Origin of the sequence: Dietzia sp. ANT_WB102, assembly GCF_008369165.1 — a bacterium.
Lineage (GTDB): Bacteria > Actinomycetota > Actinomycetes > Mycobacteriales > Mycobacteriaceae > Dietzia.
The window spans coordinates 54,927-71,017 of record NZ_VOBA01000001.1 but is presented as its reverse complement, the minus strand read 5'-3'; the positions used below and the strand labels follow the sequence as shown (position 1 = coordinate 71,017).

The 16,091-nt window shown below is 70.3% G+C and carries 15 protein-coding genes; 7 read left to right on the top strand and 8 right to left on the bottom strand.

Features of this window, described 5'->3' with window-relative positions; all coding sequences use genetic code 11:
- Nucleotides 1–68: 68 nt before the first annotated feature.
- The 4 genes from FQ137_RS00325 to otsB all read right to left on the bottom strand — a co-directional run bounded on the left by FQ137_RS00325 (nt 69) and on the right by otsB (nt 3,718).
- A complete protein-coding gene (locus FQ137_RS00325) occupies nt 69–917 on the bottom strand; it encodes a metal ABC transporter permease (protein WP_149290629.1) in 849 nt (282 codons plus the stop codon).
- A complete protein-coding gene (locus tag FQ137_RS00320; RefSeq protein ID WP_370452276.1) occupies nt 917–1,816 on the bottom strand; it encodes a metal ABC transporter ATP-binding protein in 900 nt (299 codons plus the stop codon). Before FQ137_RS00320 ends, FQ137_RS00325 begins: the two co-directional genes overlap by 1 nt.
- Nucleotides 1,806–2,858: a metal ABC transporter solute-binding protein, Zn/Mn family gene (locus FQ137_RS00315; RefSeq protein WP_149290627.1), complete on the bottom strand. Its 1,053-nt coding sequence runs from the start codon at nt 2,856–2,858 to the stop codon at nt 1,806–1,808. The genes FQ137_RS00320 and FQ137_RS00315 overlap by 11 nt, the downstream gene beginning before the upstream one ends.
- 80 nt (nt 2,859–2,938) lie before the next feature.
- A complete protein-coding gene (otsB, locus tag FQ137_RS00310) occupies nt 2,939–3,718 on the bottom strand; it encodes a trehalose-phosphatase (RefSeq protein WP_149290626.1) in 780 nt (259 codons plus the stop codon).
- A 127-nt stretch (nt 3,719–3,845) separates the two neighbouring features.
- On the opposite strand from otsB, the gene FQ137_RS00305 reads away from it, so the two are divergent.
- The 6 genes from FQ137_RS00305 (at nt 3,846) to FQ137_RS00280 (ending at nt 9,151) form a co-directional block, all read left to right on the top strand.
- Nucleotides 3,846–5,345 carry an amidase gene (locus FQ137_RS00305; protein WP_149290625.1) on the top strand — a complete coding sequence of 500 codons (1,500 nt, stop codon included), beginning with the start codon at nt 3,846–3,848 and terminating at the stop codon, nt 5,343–5,345.
- Nucleotides 5,342–6,025, top strand: coding sequence for a GntR family transcriptional regulator (locus tag FQ137_RS00300; protein ID WP_149290624.1), 684 nt, complete (start codon nt 5,342–5,344; stop codon nt 6,023–6,025). Before FQ137_RS00305 ends, FQ137_RS00300 begins: the two co-directional genes overlap by 4 nt.
- 105 nt (nt 6,026–6,130) lie before the next feature.
- Nucleotides 6,131–7,009 (top strand): ectoine/hydroxyectoine ABC transporter substrate-binding protein EhuB, encoded by an 879-nt coding sequence (gene ehuB / locus FQ137_RS00295; protein WP_149290623.1) that lies wholly within the window; start codon nt 6,131–6,133, stop codon nt 7,007–7,009.
- Nucleotides 7,010–7,018: 9 nt separating this feature from the next.
- Nucleotides 7,019–7,714: an ectoine/hydroxyectoine ABC transporter permease subunit EhuC gene (gene ehuC, locus FQ137_RS00290; protein ID WP_149290622.1), complete on the top strand. Its 696-nt coding sequence runs from the start codon at nt 7,019–7,021 to the stop codon at nt 7,712–7,714.
- Entirely contained in the window at nt 7,714–8,370 is a 657-nt protein-coding gene (ehuD, locus tag FQ137_RS00285) for an ectoine/hydroxyectoine ABC transporter permease subunit EhuD (RefSeq protein ID WP_149290621.1), read from the top strand. The genes ehuC and ehuD overlap by 1 nt, the downstream gene beginning before the upstream one ends.
- A 22-nt stretch (nt 8,371–8,392) precedes the next feature.
- Nucleotides 8,393–9,151 (top strand): amino acid ABC transporter ATP-binding protein, encoded by a 759-nt coding sequence (locus tag FQ137_RS00280; protein WP_149292534.1) that lies wholly within the window; start codon nt 8,393–8,395, stop codon nt 9,149–9,151.
- A gap of 39 nt (nt 9,152–9,190) precedes the next feature.
- On the opposite strand, the gene FQ137_RS00275 is transcribed toward FQ137_RS00280, so the two are convergent.
- On the bottom strand, nt 9,191–9,808 hold the full coding sequence (locus tag FQ137_RS00275) for a response regulator transcription factor (protein WP_149290620.1): 618 nt from the start codon (nt 9,806–9,808) through the stop codon (nt 9,191–9,193).
- Nucleotides 9,809–9,905: 97 nt separating this feature from the next.
- On the opposite strand from FQ137_RS00275, the gene FQ137_RS00270 reads away from it, so the two are divergent.
- Complete coding sequence (locus tag FQ137_RS00270; protein ID WP_149290619.1) at nt 9,906–10,181, top strand: WhiB family transcriptional regulator; 276 nt, start codon at nt 9,906–9,908, stop codon at nt 10,179–10,181.
- Between the two features lie 85 nt (nt 10,182–10,266).
- On the opposite strand, the gene FQ137_RS00265 is transcribed toward FQ137_RS00270, so the two are convergent.
- From FQ137_RS00265 to FQ137_RS00255, 3 genes are read right to left on the bottom strand one after another with little or no spacing between them, the layout of a single operon-like run.
- Nucleotides 10,267–11,730: an NAD-dependent succinate-semialdehyde dehydrogenase gene (locus FQ137_RS00265; protein WP_149290618.1), complete on the bottom strand. Its 1,464-nt coding sequence runs from the start codon at nt 11,728–11,730 to the stop codon at nt 10,267–10,269.
- Nucleotides 11,727–14,726 (bottom strand): FAD-binding and (Fe-S)-binding domain-containing protein, encoded by a 3,000-nt coding sequence (locus FQ137_RS00260; RefSeq protein WP_370452275.1) that lies wholly within the window; start codon nt 14,724–14,726, stop codon nt 11,727–11,729. Before FQ137_RS00260 ends, FQ137_RS00265 begins: the two co-directional genes overlap by 4 nt.
- Nucleotides 14,723–16,012 carry an aspartate aminotransferase family protein gene (locus FQ137_RS00255; protein WP_149290616.1) on the bottom strand — a complete coding sequence of 430 codons (1,290 nt, stop codon included), beginning with the start codon at nt 16,010–16,012 and terminating at the stop codon, nt 14,723–14,725. Before FQ137_RS00255 ends, FQ137_RS00260 begins: the two co-directional genes overlap by 4 nt.
- Between the last annotated feature and the right edge of the window lie 79 nt (nt 16,013–16,091).

The window sequence follows — 16,091 nt, the reverse complement described above, 5'->3', positions numbered from 1 at the left end:
CGCACTCCGCCCGCGTCTCGCTGCCCCGTCACGGTCCCGCCCGCGCCCCGCCCACGGCCCCGCCGGCGTCAGCGCCGCAGCGTCGCGACCGCGCGGCACACCAAGTAGATGACGAACGAGATGGTGGTGACGAACACCGAGACGGGCACGCCGGGGGCGAGTGAGAGCAACATCCCGCCGACGGCCGCGATCTCGGCGAAGAGGATCGTCAGCCCGATCGCCCGCCCCGGGCTGGAGGTGACGGCGGCTGCGGCGGCGGCCGGCGTGATGAGCAGCGACAGGACCAGGAGAGCCCCGACGACCTGGACAGCCTGCGCGGCGGCCAGTCCCACGAGGACGGCGAAGATCATGTTGATGGCCCGGACCGGAACGCCCCGCGCCTCGGCGACCTCGGGATCGGCGGAGGAGAACACGAGCGGCCGGTACAGGGCGATCAGTGCGCCGCAGATGATGGCCGCGACCACCGCCATCTGCGCCAGCCCGTGCTCGGACACCCCGACGATCTGTCCCGTGAGCAGGGAGAAGCTGGTGCCGGACCGCCCGGGGTAGAGGTGGATGAACAGCACCGCCAGCCCCAGGCCGAACGCCAACACCACGCCAATGGAGCTGTCGCGTTGGGACGCGCGCGAGCCCATGACCCCGAACATGAGGGCCGCGATCACCGATCCGACGATCGCGCCGAGGCCCAGGTTGAGCCCGAACAGTAGCGCGGCGGCGGCGCCTGTGAGAGCGAGCTCGCTTGCGCCGTGGACGGAGAACGACATTTGCCGCATGACGATGAACGGGCCGATCGCGCCGGAGAGCAGGCCGAGTAGTGCGATCGCGGCGAGGCCGAAGAGTACGAACTCCTGCTCCAGCAGGTACGCGGTGGTCTCGGTGTCGGCGATGGACCCGAAGATCTCGAGCAGTCGGTCCATCAGTGCGCTCCGTGTCCGTGGTCGTGGTCGCTGGTGCTGTTCTCGTGATGGTGGTGCCCGCTCGCCCAGGGCTCGGCGACGAGATGGTGGGTGTCGCCCACCACGACGATCTGCCCGCGTACTCGCAGTACCTCGACGGGGGAGGAGTACAGGTCGGACATGACCTCCGTGGTGAACACCTCGTCCGGGGTGCCGATGCGATGCCGGCCGTCGACCAGGTAGACGATCCGGTCGACCATCGGTAGCACCGGGTTGATCTCGTGGGTGACGAACACGACCGCGGTGTCGTGCTCGCGGCGCCGGTGGTCGAGCACGGAGGCGACCGTGCGCTGGCCCGTGAGGTCGAGGCTGAGCAGTGGTTCGTCGCAGAGCATGACGCACGGGTCGCAGGCGATGGCCTGCGCGACCCGCACGCGTTGTTGCTCACCACCGGACATCCGGCCGAGCGGCTTGTCTGCCAGCTTGCCGGCCTCGAGCCTGCCCAGGGCGTCCTCGACGATGCGGCGCTTGCCGGCACGCCGCGACGGCCATCCGGGGCCCCAGCGCGTGCCGTCGATCCCGAGGGACACCAGGTCGCGTCCGCGCAGGGTGATGCCGGGATCGAAAGCTCGTTGTTGGGGCACGTAGCCGAGGTGGGTGCCGCGGTGGCCGGGCGCGCGGCCGTCGACCAGGACGGTGCCGGAGTCGGGTCGGTGTTCGCCGAGCAGCACCTTGAGCAGGGTGGTCTTGCCGGCACCGTTGGGTCCGAGCACTGCGACGAACTCACCCGGAGCGATCTCCAGGTCGAGGTCGCGGATGAGGGTGCGGTCGCCGCGTGAGACCGTCACGCCCTGAAGTGAGACGACCGGTCCGGGGCCGGGGGTGCCGCGGACGTGGGCCGCCGCCGGATCAGTGCCCACCGTCACCCACCGGGGAGGCGTCGGCCACCGCGCCGGAGATCTCGTCGACGATCCCGGTCATCCAACTGACGTAGTCGGCACCCTCCGGGAGGGTCTCGGTGAGGTCGACGACGACGAGGTCCGCATCTTCGGCTGCGTTGCGGACGCGGTTCGTCACGGATGTCTCGGTCTGGGCGTTGAAGGCCAGGAAGACGACCCGTCGCTCGGCCAGCAGGTCGAGCAGGGCGGCGAGGTCGGCGGCGGAGGGGTCGGTGTCGTCCTCGACGGAGGCGAGGAACCCGCGCGGCGTGAGGTCGGTCAGGTGTGCGGAGTCGAAGAGGTGCGCGCCGACCCGCTCTGTCTGGGCGTAGGGGAAGTGTCCGCGCGCTGCGATCTCGTCGAGCTTGTTCTCAAGGGGGGTTACGGCGTCGGCGAAGGCGCGCGCGTTGTCGCGATACTGCTCGGCATTGTCCGCGTCGATCGCTGCGAGTTCCTCGGCCACGCGCGCGGCCACAGCAGTGGCGGTGGGCAGGCTGAACCAGACGTGCTCGTTCTCGGCGGCTTCGTGCGAATGGCCGGCCCCGTCGTGCTGGTCGTCGTGCCCGGTCAGGGCGTCACCGGTGAGGCGTTCGTATTCGTCGACCCCCCGCACCACCGGGACATCGTTCGTGGTGGCCAGTGCCTGGTCCACGAAGCCGTCGTAACCGGCGCCGTTGTAGACGACGAGGTCGGCGCTGGCCACTGCGGCGGCATCGGCGGGGCTGGCCTCGTAGGAGTGGGGGTCGGCGGTCGGGTCGGAGATCACCGAGTCCACCGAGGCGTTCCCGCCGGCGACGTGTTCGGCGATGTCGGCGTAGACGGTCGTCGAGGCCACCACTCTGGGACCGTTCCCGTCGCCGGCCGCTGTTCCCGCTCGCTCGGTGGTGCTGCAGGCGGTGAGCGCTCCGGCGCCGATCAGGGCCGCCGCGGCCAGCGCCGAGGTCCGTTTCCAAGTCGCACGCTGCGGGTGGGTGCCGGGGATGCGGGCACCGCGGGGGAGTCGGGGCCGGGGGAACGACGTCACGAGCACCACTCTCGTTGTAATGGGAACCGTTGTCGTTAAGTGTAGAACCGCGTCGTCGATGGTGTGTGCATCCGGGGGTGTCAGCCCCGCAGGTCGGCGAGCGTGTCCAGCAGGCCGACGACGGTGGGGATGTCCGCCACCCGGTACGCGGCGGCCGTCTGTCCATCGCCGACCTTGACCCCGACGTCCTGCGGCCGGAGGCGGGCGAAGCCGCGCTCATCGGTGACGTCGTCGCCGATGAACAGCGCGACGTCGGCCCCCGTCTGCTCGACCATCCTCTCGATGGCCGCTCCCTTGCTCGCCTCCCGTACGGCGATCTCCACAACGTTCTTGCCCTCGGTGACGAACACCCCATCGAGGGCGGCGGGCCCGGACATCGCCTCGGTCTGCGCGCGTTCGCGCTCCTCAGGATCGGCCACCGGCCGAACGTGCAGGACAGCGGCCGTCGGCTTGATCTCGACGTGCGCCCCAGGGGTGCGGGAGACGATCTCCTCGAGGGCGGAACGTACCCGCGTCAAAAGCGCGACCTCGTCGTCGTCGAGGGGGGAGTCGAACCCGCCCTCCCACTCCGACCCGTGGCTGCCCACCAGGACCACCGGGGCGCCGGCACCGCTCACCTCGGCGAGTGCGGCACGGTTGCGGCCGGACAGTAAGGCGACGGTCGTGCGGGGCAACTGCGCCAGGCGGGCGAGCGCATCGGTGGCGCCGGGAACAGGCACGGCCTGCGTGGGGTCGTCAACGAACGGGGCGAGGGTGCCGTCGTAGTCGCACGCGACCACGAGGGTGGGGGCGTCAGCGGCGCGGCGCAGCGCCTCGGCGAGGTCGGGTGGGAGTGCGGCGGACCGGGCGTCGGAACTCATGGCCCCAGCGTAGAAGCCGGGCGCGGCGCCGGTGGTCATGCGGGAGGGATCGGTGTGCGCGTAGGCGGCGCTTGACGGCCCCACGGCCAGCTGTAGGATTGTCGACAATCTGACGGAGGGTGGACGAATGACCACATCGATGAGCGCCCTGCACCTGGCCGCGGCGTACCGCAGCGGGGAGGTCTCACCGGTCGACGCGGCCCGCGACGCACTGGCGGCGATCGAGCAGATCGACGGCGGGATCAACGCCTTCTGCCACCTCGATCCTGAGTCCACCCTGACATCCGCCCGCGAGGCGGCAGACCGGTACCGGAGGGGCGAACCCCTCGGCCCACTCGACGGGGTGCCGACCTCGATCAAAGACATCTTCTACACCCGGGGTGTGCCCACACTGCGGGGATCCCACCTGCTGGCAGACAAGCCCGACGCGGCCGACCCCGCCGCATGGCCCGACGACGCGCCCGTCACCGCGGCCACCCGCGAGGCCGGATGCGTGGTGATCGGCAAGACCACCACCCCCGAGTTCGCGTGGAAGGGCGTCACCGACAACACACTCACCGGAATCGCTCGCAACCCCCACGACCCGGCCCTGACGCCGGGTGGCTCCAGTGGCGGTGCCGCAGCCGCGGTGGCCGCCGGCCTCGGGCAACTCGCATTGGGCACCGACGGCGGGGGATCAGTCCGGATCCCCGCCGCGTTCTGCGGGATCGTCGCGTTCAAGCCCACCTACGGCGTCATCCCGATGTTCCCGTCGAGCCCCTTCGGCACCCTCGCCCACGCGGGCCCCATGACCCGGACCGTCGCCGACACCGCCGCGTTCATGGACGTTCTGCTGCGCCCGGACCCGCGGGACTGGTCCGCAGTCCCCGCCCGGGCCACCACGCCCGGCCCCGGCGGCTACCTGGCCTCGGCCACCGAAGGTGCGCGCCGCGGCGACCGCCCGCTCGAGGGCCTACGGGTCGCCTACAGCGCCACGCTGGGATTCGGCCGAAACGACGACGACGTCGAGCGCGAGGTCACACGAGCCGTGGGCGTACTCGAGGCGCTCGGCGCCCGCGTCGACGCCGTCGACCCGCGCGTGAGCGACCCCGTCGACGCGTTTCACGTTCTCTGGTTTGCCGGACTCGCGGCGGTGCTGGCCCCACACGGCCCGGGAGCGATCGACCGCGTCGACCCGTCCATGCGGGAGGCGCTGGGCCGCTACCGCGACTACTCGGCGGCCGACTACCTCGACGCCGTGGCCGTGCGAATGGCGCTGGGCGCGACCATGGCCGACTTCCACCGGGACTATGACCTCCTGGTCACGCCCACCACACCGATCCCGGCCTTCGCCGCGGGCTCCGACGTGCCGCCGGGCTGGCACAGCCCCGACTGGACCTCGTGGACCCCCTACACCTACCCGTTCAACATGACGCAGCAACCGGCGCTGAGCATCCCCTGCGGCATCACCGACGCCGGGCTGCCGGTGGGGCTGCAACTGGTCGGACCCCGGTTCGAGGACCGGCTGGTGGTCCGGGCCGGGGCGGCACTGGAGGCCGCGCTGGGGTCCGCAGCGGGGGCCCCGTCCGGTGGTGTCGTACCCGTCCCTCGGATCCACGCCGGCGCGCCGGGAGGCGACCGCCCGTGATCGTCCCCGATGCGCCCGGCGGCCTCGAACCCGTCGTGCAGGAATCGACGCCCGCGCTCATCGCACGGACCCTCCGCCGCGCCATCTCCGACGGGACGTTCGCCCCGGGCACGCAACTCGGGGAGGCGGCCCTGGCGCGCTCGCTCGGCGTGAGCCGCGGGCCGCTGCGCGAGGCCATGCAACGGCTCACCCAGGAGGGACTGCTCGTCTCGCACCGCAACCGGGGACTGTTCGTCGCCGAGCTCACCCCGGAGGCGGTGCAGGATATGTACCTCCTGCGCACGACCGTCGAGACCGCTGCCCTGGACAGGGTTCTCGAATCCGGCCGGACAACCGAGACCGCCGACGCACTCGACGCCGCCGTGGACGCCATGGCGGCACTCTCCGGCGAACCCCGCTCCGCGGCGATGGTCGCGGCGGACCTGGACTTCCACCACGCCCTCGTAGAGTCGGCCCGCAGCCCGCGACTGTCCCGGGTGCACGAGACCGTCCTGGTGGAGACGAGCATGTGCCTGCACGCCATGAGCCCCACCTATACGGACGCCCAGTCCAGGCTCACCGAGCACCGGGCGATCGCCGACGCGGTCCGCGCAGCTGACCCTGCCCGGGCCCGATCGCTGCTGGTCGACCACATGAAGGACGGTTACGCCCGCGTCCGGGCCGCGGGAGAAGACAGCTGAGCGTTCAGTAACGGGCAGATCACGCTTTGGCCGGTTACCTGACGGCCGATGTGAGCCCGGTTCTACGGTGCAGAGACCGTTAACTTCGGCCTACGAAAGGCAACGATGAGCACGAACATCTCACGACGACAACTGTTCCAGGGCGCACTGGCATTGGGCGGGGTGGTCGCGGTTGGCGGCTCACTGACAGCCTGCAGCACCACCGACCCCGGAGGGCCTGAGGCAGGAGGGGGTGGCGGACTCCTCGAACGGGCCAAGACGCAGGGGCTGCGCATCGCGATCGGGAACGAGCCGCCCTACACCGAGCTCGCCGCGGACGGCACCGTCACCGGCTGCGAGCCGGATGTCGTGCGCGCGGTGTGTGAGCGGATGGGCATCGACAAGGTCGAGGGGATCGTGTCCGGCTACGACGCGATGATCCCGGGTCTCAAAGCCAACAGGTGGGACGTCATCGCCGCGGGGCTGTTCATGAAACAGTCGCGCTGCCGCGAGGTCATCTACGCCTCGCCGGTCATCGTCTCCACCGAATCGTTCGGGGTCCGGCCAGGCAACCCCAAGGACATCCGGACGATCGCCGACGTGAAGGGCCGCGACGACGTGCGGGTGGGCGTCGTGCCCGGCGGGTTCGAGCAGGGGATCCTGGAAACGGCCGGGATCGACGCGGCCCGCATCGTCAACGTGACCGACGCGCGCGGTGGCGCGGACGCCCTCGCGGCCGACCGGATCGACGCGTTCCTGTTGCCCACCCTCTCGTTGCGGGAGCTGGACGGCGTGGAGGTCACCGACCCGATCGAGGACGCGCCCAGCACCGGTTCGTCCGCTGCTTTCCGCCCGGACGACCAGGACTTCCTCGATGCGTACAACACCGAGCTCGAGGCGTTCAAGACCGAGCCGGAATTCGCCGAGATCCTCAATAAGTGGGGCTTCGACCCGAGCGTCGTCGCCGGGGTCACCACCGAGGAACTCTGCGCGGTCGACGGCTGACCCGACCAGATGGATGCGATAGCCGAATACCTCCCCCTGATTCGCCAGGGTTTAGTCACCACCGTCGAGGTGACGGTCCTCGGTGCGGTGCTGGCCCTGGTCGTGGCCTTCGTGCTGGGGCTGGCACGGCTGTCCACCCACCGATGGTTGCGCTGGACGGCCGCGTGCATTGTGGAGTTCCTACGCGGTACCTCGCTGGTGGTGCAGCTGTTCTGGCTGTTCTTCGCACTGCCGTTTTTCGGGATCCAGCTCACCGCCCTCTTCGCCGGCGTCCTCGCGTTGGGCCTCAACGAGGGGGCGTACGCGTCGGAGGTCGTCCGCGGCTCGATCGCGTCGCGGCCACGGGGGCAGACCGAGGCGGCGATCGCGCTCAACATGACACCCGCACTGCGGATGCGCCGGATACTGCTCCCGCAGTCGGTCCCGGCGATGTTGCCGCCCATGGGCAACGTCATGGTCGACCTGCTCAAGAACAGTTCGCTGGTCTCGCTCGTCACCGTGGCCGACCTGACGTTCAACGCCGGTCTCATCCGCTCCTCGACGGGCGAGACCGCGTTGGTCTACGGGATCATCCTGATCCTGTACTTCCTGCTGTCCCTGGTGATCTCGGCGATCGTGGCGCTGCTGGAACGGCGATTCTCGCCGACGCGTGAACGCCGTCCGCTGCTCACCTCCCTCGCCGGTCGGATGCAGGGGGTGAGTTGATGATCTGGGACAACGCCTTCGCGATCAGCATCCTGCCGAAGCTGCTCCAAGGCCTGGTGACGACCGTGCAGATCACCATCGCCGGGATGGCTATCGCCGCCGTCCTCGGTCTGATCGTCGCGGTGTTCCGGTTCCTCCGGATCCCGGTGCTCTCGCAGGTCCTCGGCTTCCTGGTCTACTTCATCCGCGGCACGCCGCTGCTCGTCCAGGCGTTCTTCGTGTTCTACGTCCTGCCCGAGTACGGAATAGCCATGAGCGCGCTGCTCACCGGCATCATCGTCATCGGCATCAACTACAGCGCCTATACCGCCGAGGTCTACCGCTCCGGCATCGAGGGCGTCCCGGTAGGCCAGTGGGAGGCCTCAACCGCGCTGAATCTGCCCCGGGCCCGTACGTGGACCCGGATCGTGTTGCCCCAGGCCGTGCGGCGGGTCGTCCCCCTGTTGGGCAACTACCTCATCCAGATGTTCAAGGATTCGGCGATCCTGTCCGCCATAACCGTCTACGAGTTGATGTCGGTGGCAAAGGCGATCGGCCAGTCCGAGTTCCGCTACATCGAACCGTTCACCATCGCGGCGCTGCTCTTCCTCATCGTGAGCGTCCCGTGCACCCTCGTTCTGCGTCGATTGGAGACCCGCTATGGCACCGTCCACTGAGCTCGGCACGCCCGGGGAACCGATGGTCCGCTTCGAACGGGTGAGCAAGAACTGGGGCGACAACCACGTGCTCCGCGAGCTCGACTTCACCGTCTCGAAAGGCGAGAAGATCTCGATCATCGGGCCGTCCGGCTCGGGCAAGACCACGATCCTGCGTGTACTGATGACCCTCGAGTTCCCGACGTCGGGTCGCGTCCTGGTGGAGGGCGATGAGCTGTGGAACACCGACGACGCGCGCCGACGGCCACGGGAGACAAAGCGGCTGCGACAGATCCGCAGCCGGATCGGGATGGTGTTCCAGCAGTTCAATCTGTTCCCCCACATGACGGCGCTGGAGAATGTCATGGAGGCGCCCGTCCACGTCCTGGGCAAAGACAAGGCCACCGCCCGGCGGGAGGCCGAAGACCTGCTGGCACTGGTCGGGTTGGCCGATCACTCGGCCAAGAAGCCGCCCCAGCTGTCCGGAGGTCAGCAGCAGCGGGTAGCGATCGCCCGGGCCATGGCCACCAAGCCGGACATCATGCTCTTCGACGAGCCCACCTCCGCGCTGGATCCCGAGCTCGTGGGGGAGGTGCTCAAGGTGATCCGAGATCTCGCCAACGACTCGTCGATGACCATGCTGATGGTGACCCACGAGATGAACTTCGCGCGCGAGATCTCCGATCGTGTGGTGATGTTCGACGGCGGAGTCGCGGTGGAGTCGGCACCCCCGGCGCAGTTCTTCGACTCACCGCAGAACGAGCGCACCAAACGCTTCCTCGGCGCGGTGCTGGGCTACTGAGGCAGGCAAGTCCCGACCACGGTCGTGATCACACGTGGTTCAGCGGGAGGGCTCGAGGCCGTTTTGCATCGCCCACGCAACGGCCTGCGGCCGGGTCGCGACCCCGATCTTGCGGTAGGCGTCCCGGATATAGGACTTGACGGTGTTGATCGACAGGTAGCAGGCCAAGGCGATGTCCTCGTTGGACCAGCCCTGCGCGATGAGCGCGAGCATCTCCGCCTCCCGCGGGGACAGGCCCGCGCTACCGGCGGGCCACGGAGAGGCGGGACCGGGCTCCTCGTCCTCGCCGAGTAGGACCACCTGCTCGCCGGCCGCGATCCGTTCGAGTCCTACGACGAGATCCTCGCCGACCAGCGATTTGGTGAGGAAGCCCTGCGCCCCGGCCGCCAGTGCCGCCTTCACGGCGCGCGGATCGGTGATGAACGAGTAGATCACTACGGCACCGATCCGGGGATCGCTGGCGTGGTCAGTGCATCGGTCCTGCCACCCCGGCCCCGAGCTGAAGATGTCGAACAGGGCCACGTCGACCGGTTCGGCGACCTCGAGCGTCGACTGCCCGGGGACTACGGTCACCCGGTCGGCGTACGGGCCGAGCAGGGCCTGAACACCTGCGACCAGCACCGGGAAGTCATTGATGACCGTGAGAGTGACCGTCATAAAGAAATGTTATCAGCAGAAAGGGACCCCACCCCTGGGGGTGTACCGAATCACCCCGCGACGTCGGAAGCTGGATCCGACCGTGGAGGGGAGTGGCATGTTTGGGACAGCGAGGACCGAGATCGACGAACAGTGGGCGTGGGCCGACTACGGAAACTGCCAGGAGTTGCCCGATCTGTTCTACAACTCCGAGGACGAGGCCAAGAGTCTGCGTCGCCGTAAAGAGTCAGCGGCCAAGAAGTTGTGCGGCCGGTGCCCCGTGATCGCCCAGTGTCGAGCGCATGCCCTGGCTGGCCGCGAACTGTACGGAGTGTGGGGCGGGATGACCGAGGCCGAGCGGCACCGCCTGGCCGGCCGAGCGCGCACCGGTTAGACCCCCGCGCCTAGCGGACCGCCCGCACACCCACTCGCGCCCCCTGCCCACACCGGTCGGACCGCACGGTCGGCGAACAGCCGGGTCAGCGGACGGGGATCGCCACCAGCTTGGTCTCGACGAACTCCTCGATGCCGCTGAGGCCGCCCTCGCGCCCCAGTCCGGACTGCTTGATGCCACCGAACGGTGCGGCGGGGTTAGACACCACCCCGACGTTGATACCGACCATGCCCGCCTCCAAGCGCTCGGACATCGTCAGGGCGTGGTCGAGGTTCTCGGTCATGACAAAAGAGACCAGCCCGAACTCGGTGTCGTTGGCGAGCCGGATCGCCTCGTCGTCGGTGTCGAAGGGCACCAGGGCGGCGACGGGGCCGAAGATCTCGGTGGACATCAACTCGGCATCCGGGGTGACCCCGGTGAGCACGGTGGGGGGGTAGAAGTACCCGGGCCCGTCGCTGCGCGATCCGCCGCACAGCACCTCGGCGCCGCGGGACACCGCGTCGTCGACCAGGTCGACGACCTTTGTCACGGCCTTCTCCTCCACCAGCGGGCCGACGTCGGTGCCCTCCGCGGTGCCGTCGCCTACCTTGAGCGCGGCCATCTCCTCGGTCAACCGGCGCCCGAACTCGTCGATCACTGACCGGTGCACGAGGATCCGGTTGGCGGAGGTGCAGGCCTCACCCATATTGCGCATCTTGGCGGCCATCGCCGCGCTCACAGCGGTGTCCATGTCCGCGTCCTCGCACACTACGAACGGGGCGTTGCCGCCGAGCTCCATCGAGGTTCGCAGTACTCCGCGCGAACACTGCTCGAGGAGCTTTCGTCCGACGGGCGTGGACCCGGTGAAGGACAGCTTGCGGGCGATGCCGGAGTCGATCCATGGCTCCACCACGCTGCCGGCGTCGGTCGTGCACACCACGTTGAGCACGCCGTCGGGCAGTCCGGCCTCCCGCAGGATGTCCACCACGTACAACGAGGTCAGGGGGGTGAGTCCCGCGGGCTTGAACACCATTGTGCAGCCGGCGGCGACCGCCGGGCCGATCTTGCGGGTGGCCATGGCGAGGGGGAAGTTCCACGGTGTGATGAGAATGCACGGCCCGACCGGTTCCTGGGTGACGATGAGACGGGTCTTGCCGTCGGGGGAGCGGCGGGCATCGCCGCGGATACGGCAGGCCTCCTCGGAGAACCAGCGGAAGAACTCGGCGCCGTAGGTCACCTCGCCGCGCGCCTCGGCCAGCGGCTTGCCCATCTCGGTGGTCATGAGTAGGGCCAGTTCGTCGGCGCGCTCGATGAGCAGCTCGTAGGCGCGGCGCAGGATCTCCGCCCGGTCGCGCGCGGGGACCGCAGCCCAGCTCTCCTGTGTGCGTCCGGCGGCCTCGATAGCGGCGGTGGCGTCGTCGGCGCCGCCGTCGGCGACGGTCGCGATGGTCTCGCCTGTAGCGGGGTTGACCACGTCGAACCTCGCCCCGGAGGCGGCGTCTCGCCACCGTCCGTCCACGTGGACTCCGGTGCCGAGTCCGGCGATGATGTCGGTGACGGTCCGGGTCATGTCTGCCTCCTGAGTAATGGTGCGGCGGGATCGGGTTCGGGGTCGAGTAGTTCGAGCAGGTGGTGTCCGGTCCGACCGAGGTGGTCGACCTGGGCCGCGCACGAGAATCCGTCGGTGAGCACGAGCGCGTCAGGGTCGGCGCGCAGGGCGGGCGCGAGCGCCTGCTCGGCGACGGCGGCGGTGACGGACTCGTGCCCGGCCGTGAAACCGAAGTCGCCGGCGACGCCGCAGCACCCGGTGGCCTCGCGGACGGACCCCACGCCCAGGGCCGTGAGGGTCGCCCGTTGCACACGGTTGCCGAACGTCGAGTACTCGTGGCAGTGGGTCTGCACGGTGACACGGTCGGGTGCGGTGCCGCCGGGCCAGGCAGGCGCCCGGTCCTCGGCGGCGAGCCGGCCGAGGTGGTCGGCGGCGGAGCGGACGCGTGCGGCGACCCGGCGGGCGGTGTCGGCGTCGGGAGTGTCGGCGAGCAGGCGGGGCAGGTCGCCGCGCAGGGTGGCGGCGCAGGAGGGTTCGACGACGACGACGGGGATCTCTGCCCCATCCGGCCCGCGGATCGCGTCGAGGTGCCGCGCGGTCGCGGTCATGGTGCGGCGGGCTGCCTCGAGCCGACCGGTGGTGACGTGGGTCAGCCCACAGCAGTGGTCTGCGCTGCACGCGACGGACTTGTGCGTGCCGCCCAGAACGCGGGCGGCCGCACCGGCGACGCGGGGGCGCAGTCCCCGGGTGAACGAGTCGAGGAACAGCACGATCTCGGCGGAGGTGCGCGGGTTCACCCCGCCCGCCGGCCCGACGTGCCACACGCTGGCGGGGACCCGCTCGAGTTCCCGGCGTAGGTCGCGGGCGGAGGCGAAGCGAGGCAGGGTGCGGTCACCCGTGATCCCGCCCAGTCGCGCGGCGGCCCGCCCTATCGGGGTGTCCAGCAGCGCATTGAGCGGCCGCGCCGCGCGGGTGGTCCCGCGCAGCCACAGTGGCAGCAGCCCCAGCGAGTAGTGGACCCGCGGCCGCAGCCGACGCCGGTAGCGATGATGCAGTGCCTCGGACTTGAAGGTGGCCATGTCGACGCCGGTGGGGCAGTCCGACGAGCACGCCTTGCACGCCAAGCACAGGTCCAGGGACTCCTCGACTGCCGGGGAGTCGATCGGCAGAGTGCCTCGGATGACCTCCTGGAGGACGCGGGCCCGCCCGCGGGTGGAGTCGCGCTCGTCTCCGGTGGCGCGGAAGGACGGGCACATCACTCCGCCGGTAGTGGTGCGGCAGCGGCCTACGCCGATACAGGCCTGCACGGGGTGGGCCCCGTCGGGTGAGATGTCGGCGCCGAGAAGGTTGCGGCCGCGGTGGCCGATTCCGGCGAGGGCGAGGTCGGCGTCGATCGGCCGGGTGTCGGTGAGCCCTCCGGGCGCGAGTAGTCCCGTGGGGTCCCAGATGTGAGCGAAACGGTCGAACGCGTCGAGCATCTCGGGTGAGTACATCACCGGCAGCAGTTCGGAGCGGGCACGGCCGTCGCCGTGCTCGCCGGACAGTGACCCGCCGTGGCGGACCGCCAATCGGGCTGCCTCCGTGCAGAAGGCGCGGAATACGGTCCGGCCGTCGTCCGAGCGTAGGTCGAAGGTGATGCGGATGTGCATGCACCCGGCGCCGAAGTGGCCGTACATGACCCCGGTGAGCTCATGCCGGGCCAGTAGGTCGCGGAACTCGGCGAGGTAGTCGGCCAGCCGCTCGGGTGGCACCGCCGAGTCTTCCCAGCCGGGCCAGGACTCCGTGGTGGCGCCGGTGGCGGGGTCGGTCAGCCGTGAGCTCAGCCCGGCGCCGTCCTCGCGCACCCGCCACAGGTCCGCGCGGGTCACCGGATCGTTGACGACGAGCACGTCGAGGGCGTGTCCGTCCCGCGTCAGTTCGTCGGCCAGTTCGGCGACCCGGGCATCGAGCCCCTCACCGGTGGAGTCCACCTCGTCGTCGAGCTCGACGAACAGCCACGCGCTTCCCTGCGGGAGGTCGGCGACCGAGTCTGTGCCGCGGCGCTGCCGCATGGTTTCGACGATCACCTCGTCGATACCCTCTACGGCTGTGGGGCGGTAGCGCAGGATCGCGGGGACATCCCGCGCGGCGTCCACGACGTCGGCGTATCCCACCACCGCCAGTCCGGTGCGCACGGCGCGGGGGACGACCCGCATCGTCGCGGCGGTGACGATCGCGCACGTACCCTCCGAGCCGACGAGCGACCGCGCCACGTCGAAGCCCTCCTCGGGCAGCAGGTGACGCAGGTGGTAGCCGGACACCTGTCGGGGGATGCGGCCGAGCTCGGTGCGGATCGCCGCCAGGTGGTCGGCGGCCAGGTCGCGCAGCTGCGCCGTCAGGTGCTCGGCCCGGGCGGTGGCGGCGGGGTCGGCCGGATCTGTCGCCTCGACTCCGGTGCGGGTGGCGGTCAGGCGCAGGCCGTCGGCGGTGACCAACTGCAGCGCCTCGACGTGATCGGCGGTCCGGCCGTGGCGCACCGAGTGGTTGCCGCAGGCGTCGTTGCCGATCGCCCCGCCCAGGCAGGCTCGGGACTGGCTGGACGGGTCGGGCGCGAAGGTCAGGCGATCCCCGGTGGCGACGTGGACGGCCGCGCGCAGGGCGGTGAGGACGGTGCCCGCCTCGGCGGTGACGGTCCGCGCGGCCTCGTCCACGGCGAGCACGCGGTTCAGGTGGCGGGACAGGTCCAGCACCACTCCGGTACCGATCGCGTTGCCGGCCATCGAGGTGCCGCCGCCGCGGGCGATCGCGGGCACGCCGAGCCGGTGACATACGGCCAGGGCGGCCGCGACCTCGGCCTCCGACCGCGGGAACAGCACGGCCGTCGGCACCACGCGATAGTTGGACGCGTCGTAAGAGTACTCGGCGATCCTCCGTGGGTCGGCCTCGGGAGCGAGGCCCGCTTGGACGAGCGCCCCCACCACCGTCTCGACGGACGCCTCCGCTCTGCCGGTGGCGGACGGTGCGACGCGGGAGGTCACGCCGCCCCGTCGCACACCCGGTGCACTGCGCGGGTGAACCGCTCGATGCCGATCTCTACCTCGTCGGGGGAGATGATCAGGGCGGGGATGAGGCGCACGACAGAACCGGTCGGGCCGCAGGTCAGAGTGAGCAGGTCCTCGTCGACGCACGCCTGCTGGACCGCGGCGGCCAGGCGAGCGGCCTCCAGCGCGCCGGTGCTCCCGGCGGGTGCGGTGGGGTCACCGAACTCGACACCCAACATGAGCCCGGTCCCGCGGATGTCGCAGATCTCGCTCACGTCCGCAAGGCTACGCCGCAGCCCGTCTAGCAGTTGGGTTCCTCGCTCGGCCGCGCGTGCAACAAGGCCCTCGCGCTCGACCACGCCGAGAGTCGCGACCCCGGCCGCGGCGGCGACGGCGTTCCCGCCGTACGTGCCCCCCTGCGACCCCGGCCACGCCTTGGCCATGAGGGCCTCGGGTGCGGCGATTGCGGAGATGGGGAAGCCCGACGCGATGCCCTTGGCGGTGATGATGATGTCCGGTACCACCCCGTCGGTGTGCTGGTAGCCCCAGAACCGGCCGGTACGGCCGATGCCTGCCTGGACCTCGTCGAGAACGAGCAGGGCGCCGACCGCGTCAGCTCGCTCGCGCAGCCCCTGTAGGTAGCGCGGGGGAGTGGCCAGGTATCCGCCGTCGCCGAGGACGGGCTCGATGAGGAATGCCGCGATCTCCTTTGCGTCGACCCGGGTGGCCATGAGGTAGTCGAGTTCGGTCAGGGCGAAGTCCACGGCGTCGTCCACGGTCCACCCGTGGCGTAGAGCGTGAGGGAACGGGGTCGTCACCACGCCGCCCATGAGTGGGGAGAAGCCGGCGGAGAACCGGGTTCCGGCGGTGGTGAGGCTGGCCGCGGCGACGGTGCGGCCGTGGAAGCCGCCCTGGACGGTGACGATGGTGGGTCGGCCCGTGGCCATGCGCGCCAGCCGGACCGCGGCCTCGACCGCCTCCGAGCCGGAGTTGGCGTAGAAGACCGAATCGATCCCGGAGGGCAGGTGCTCGCCGAGCTTCTCCGTCAGCTCGAGAAGCGGCTGGTGCATGACGGTCGTGTATTGGGCGTGGATGATCTTGCCGCACTGCTCGCGCGCGGCCGCGACCACCTCGGGGTGGCAGTGGCCGGTGCTGGTCACGCCGATGCCGGTCGTGAAATCCAGGTAGTCGCGCCCGTCGGTGCCGTGGATCCACGAGCCGAGCGCGTGGTCCACCACGACGGGCGTGGCCTGCTTGAGGAGGGGCGACAGGTGCGCGGTCATGGATGTCAGTGTGTGGCGGACCAGTGCGATTGTCAACAATCCGACGATCCTGGTCTGGGGGTGGCCCGGCGCGTTACGG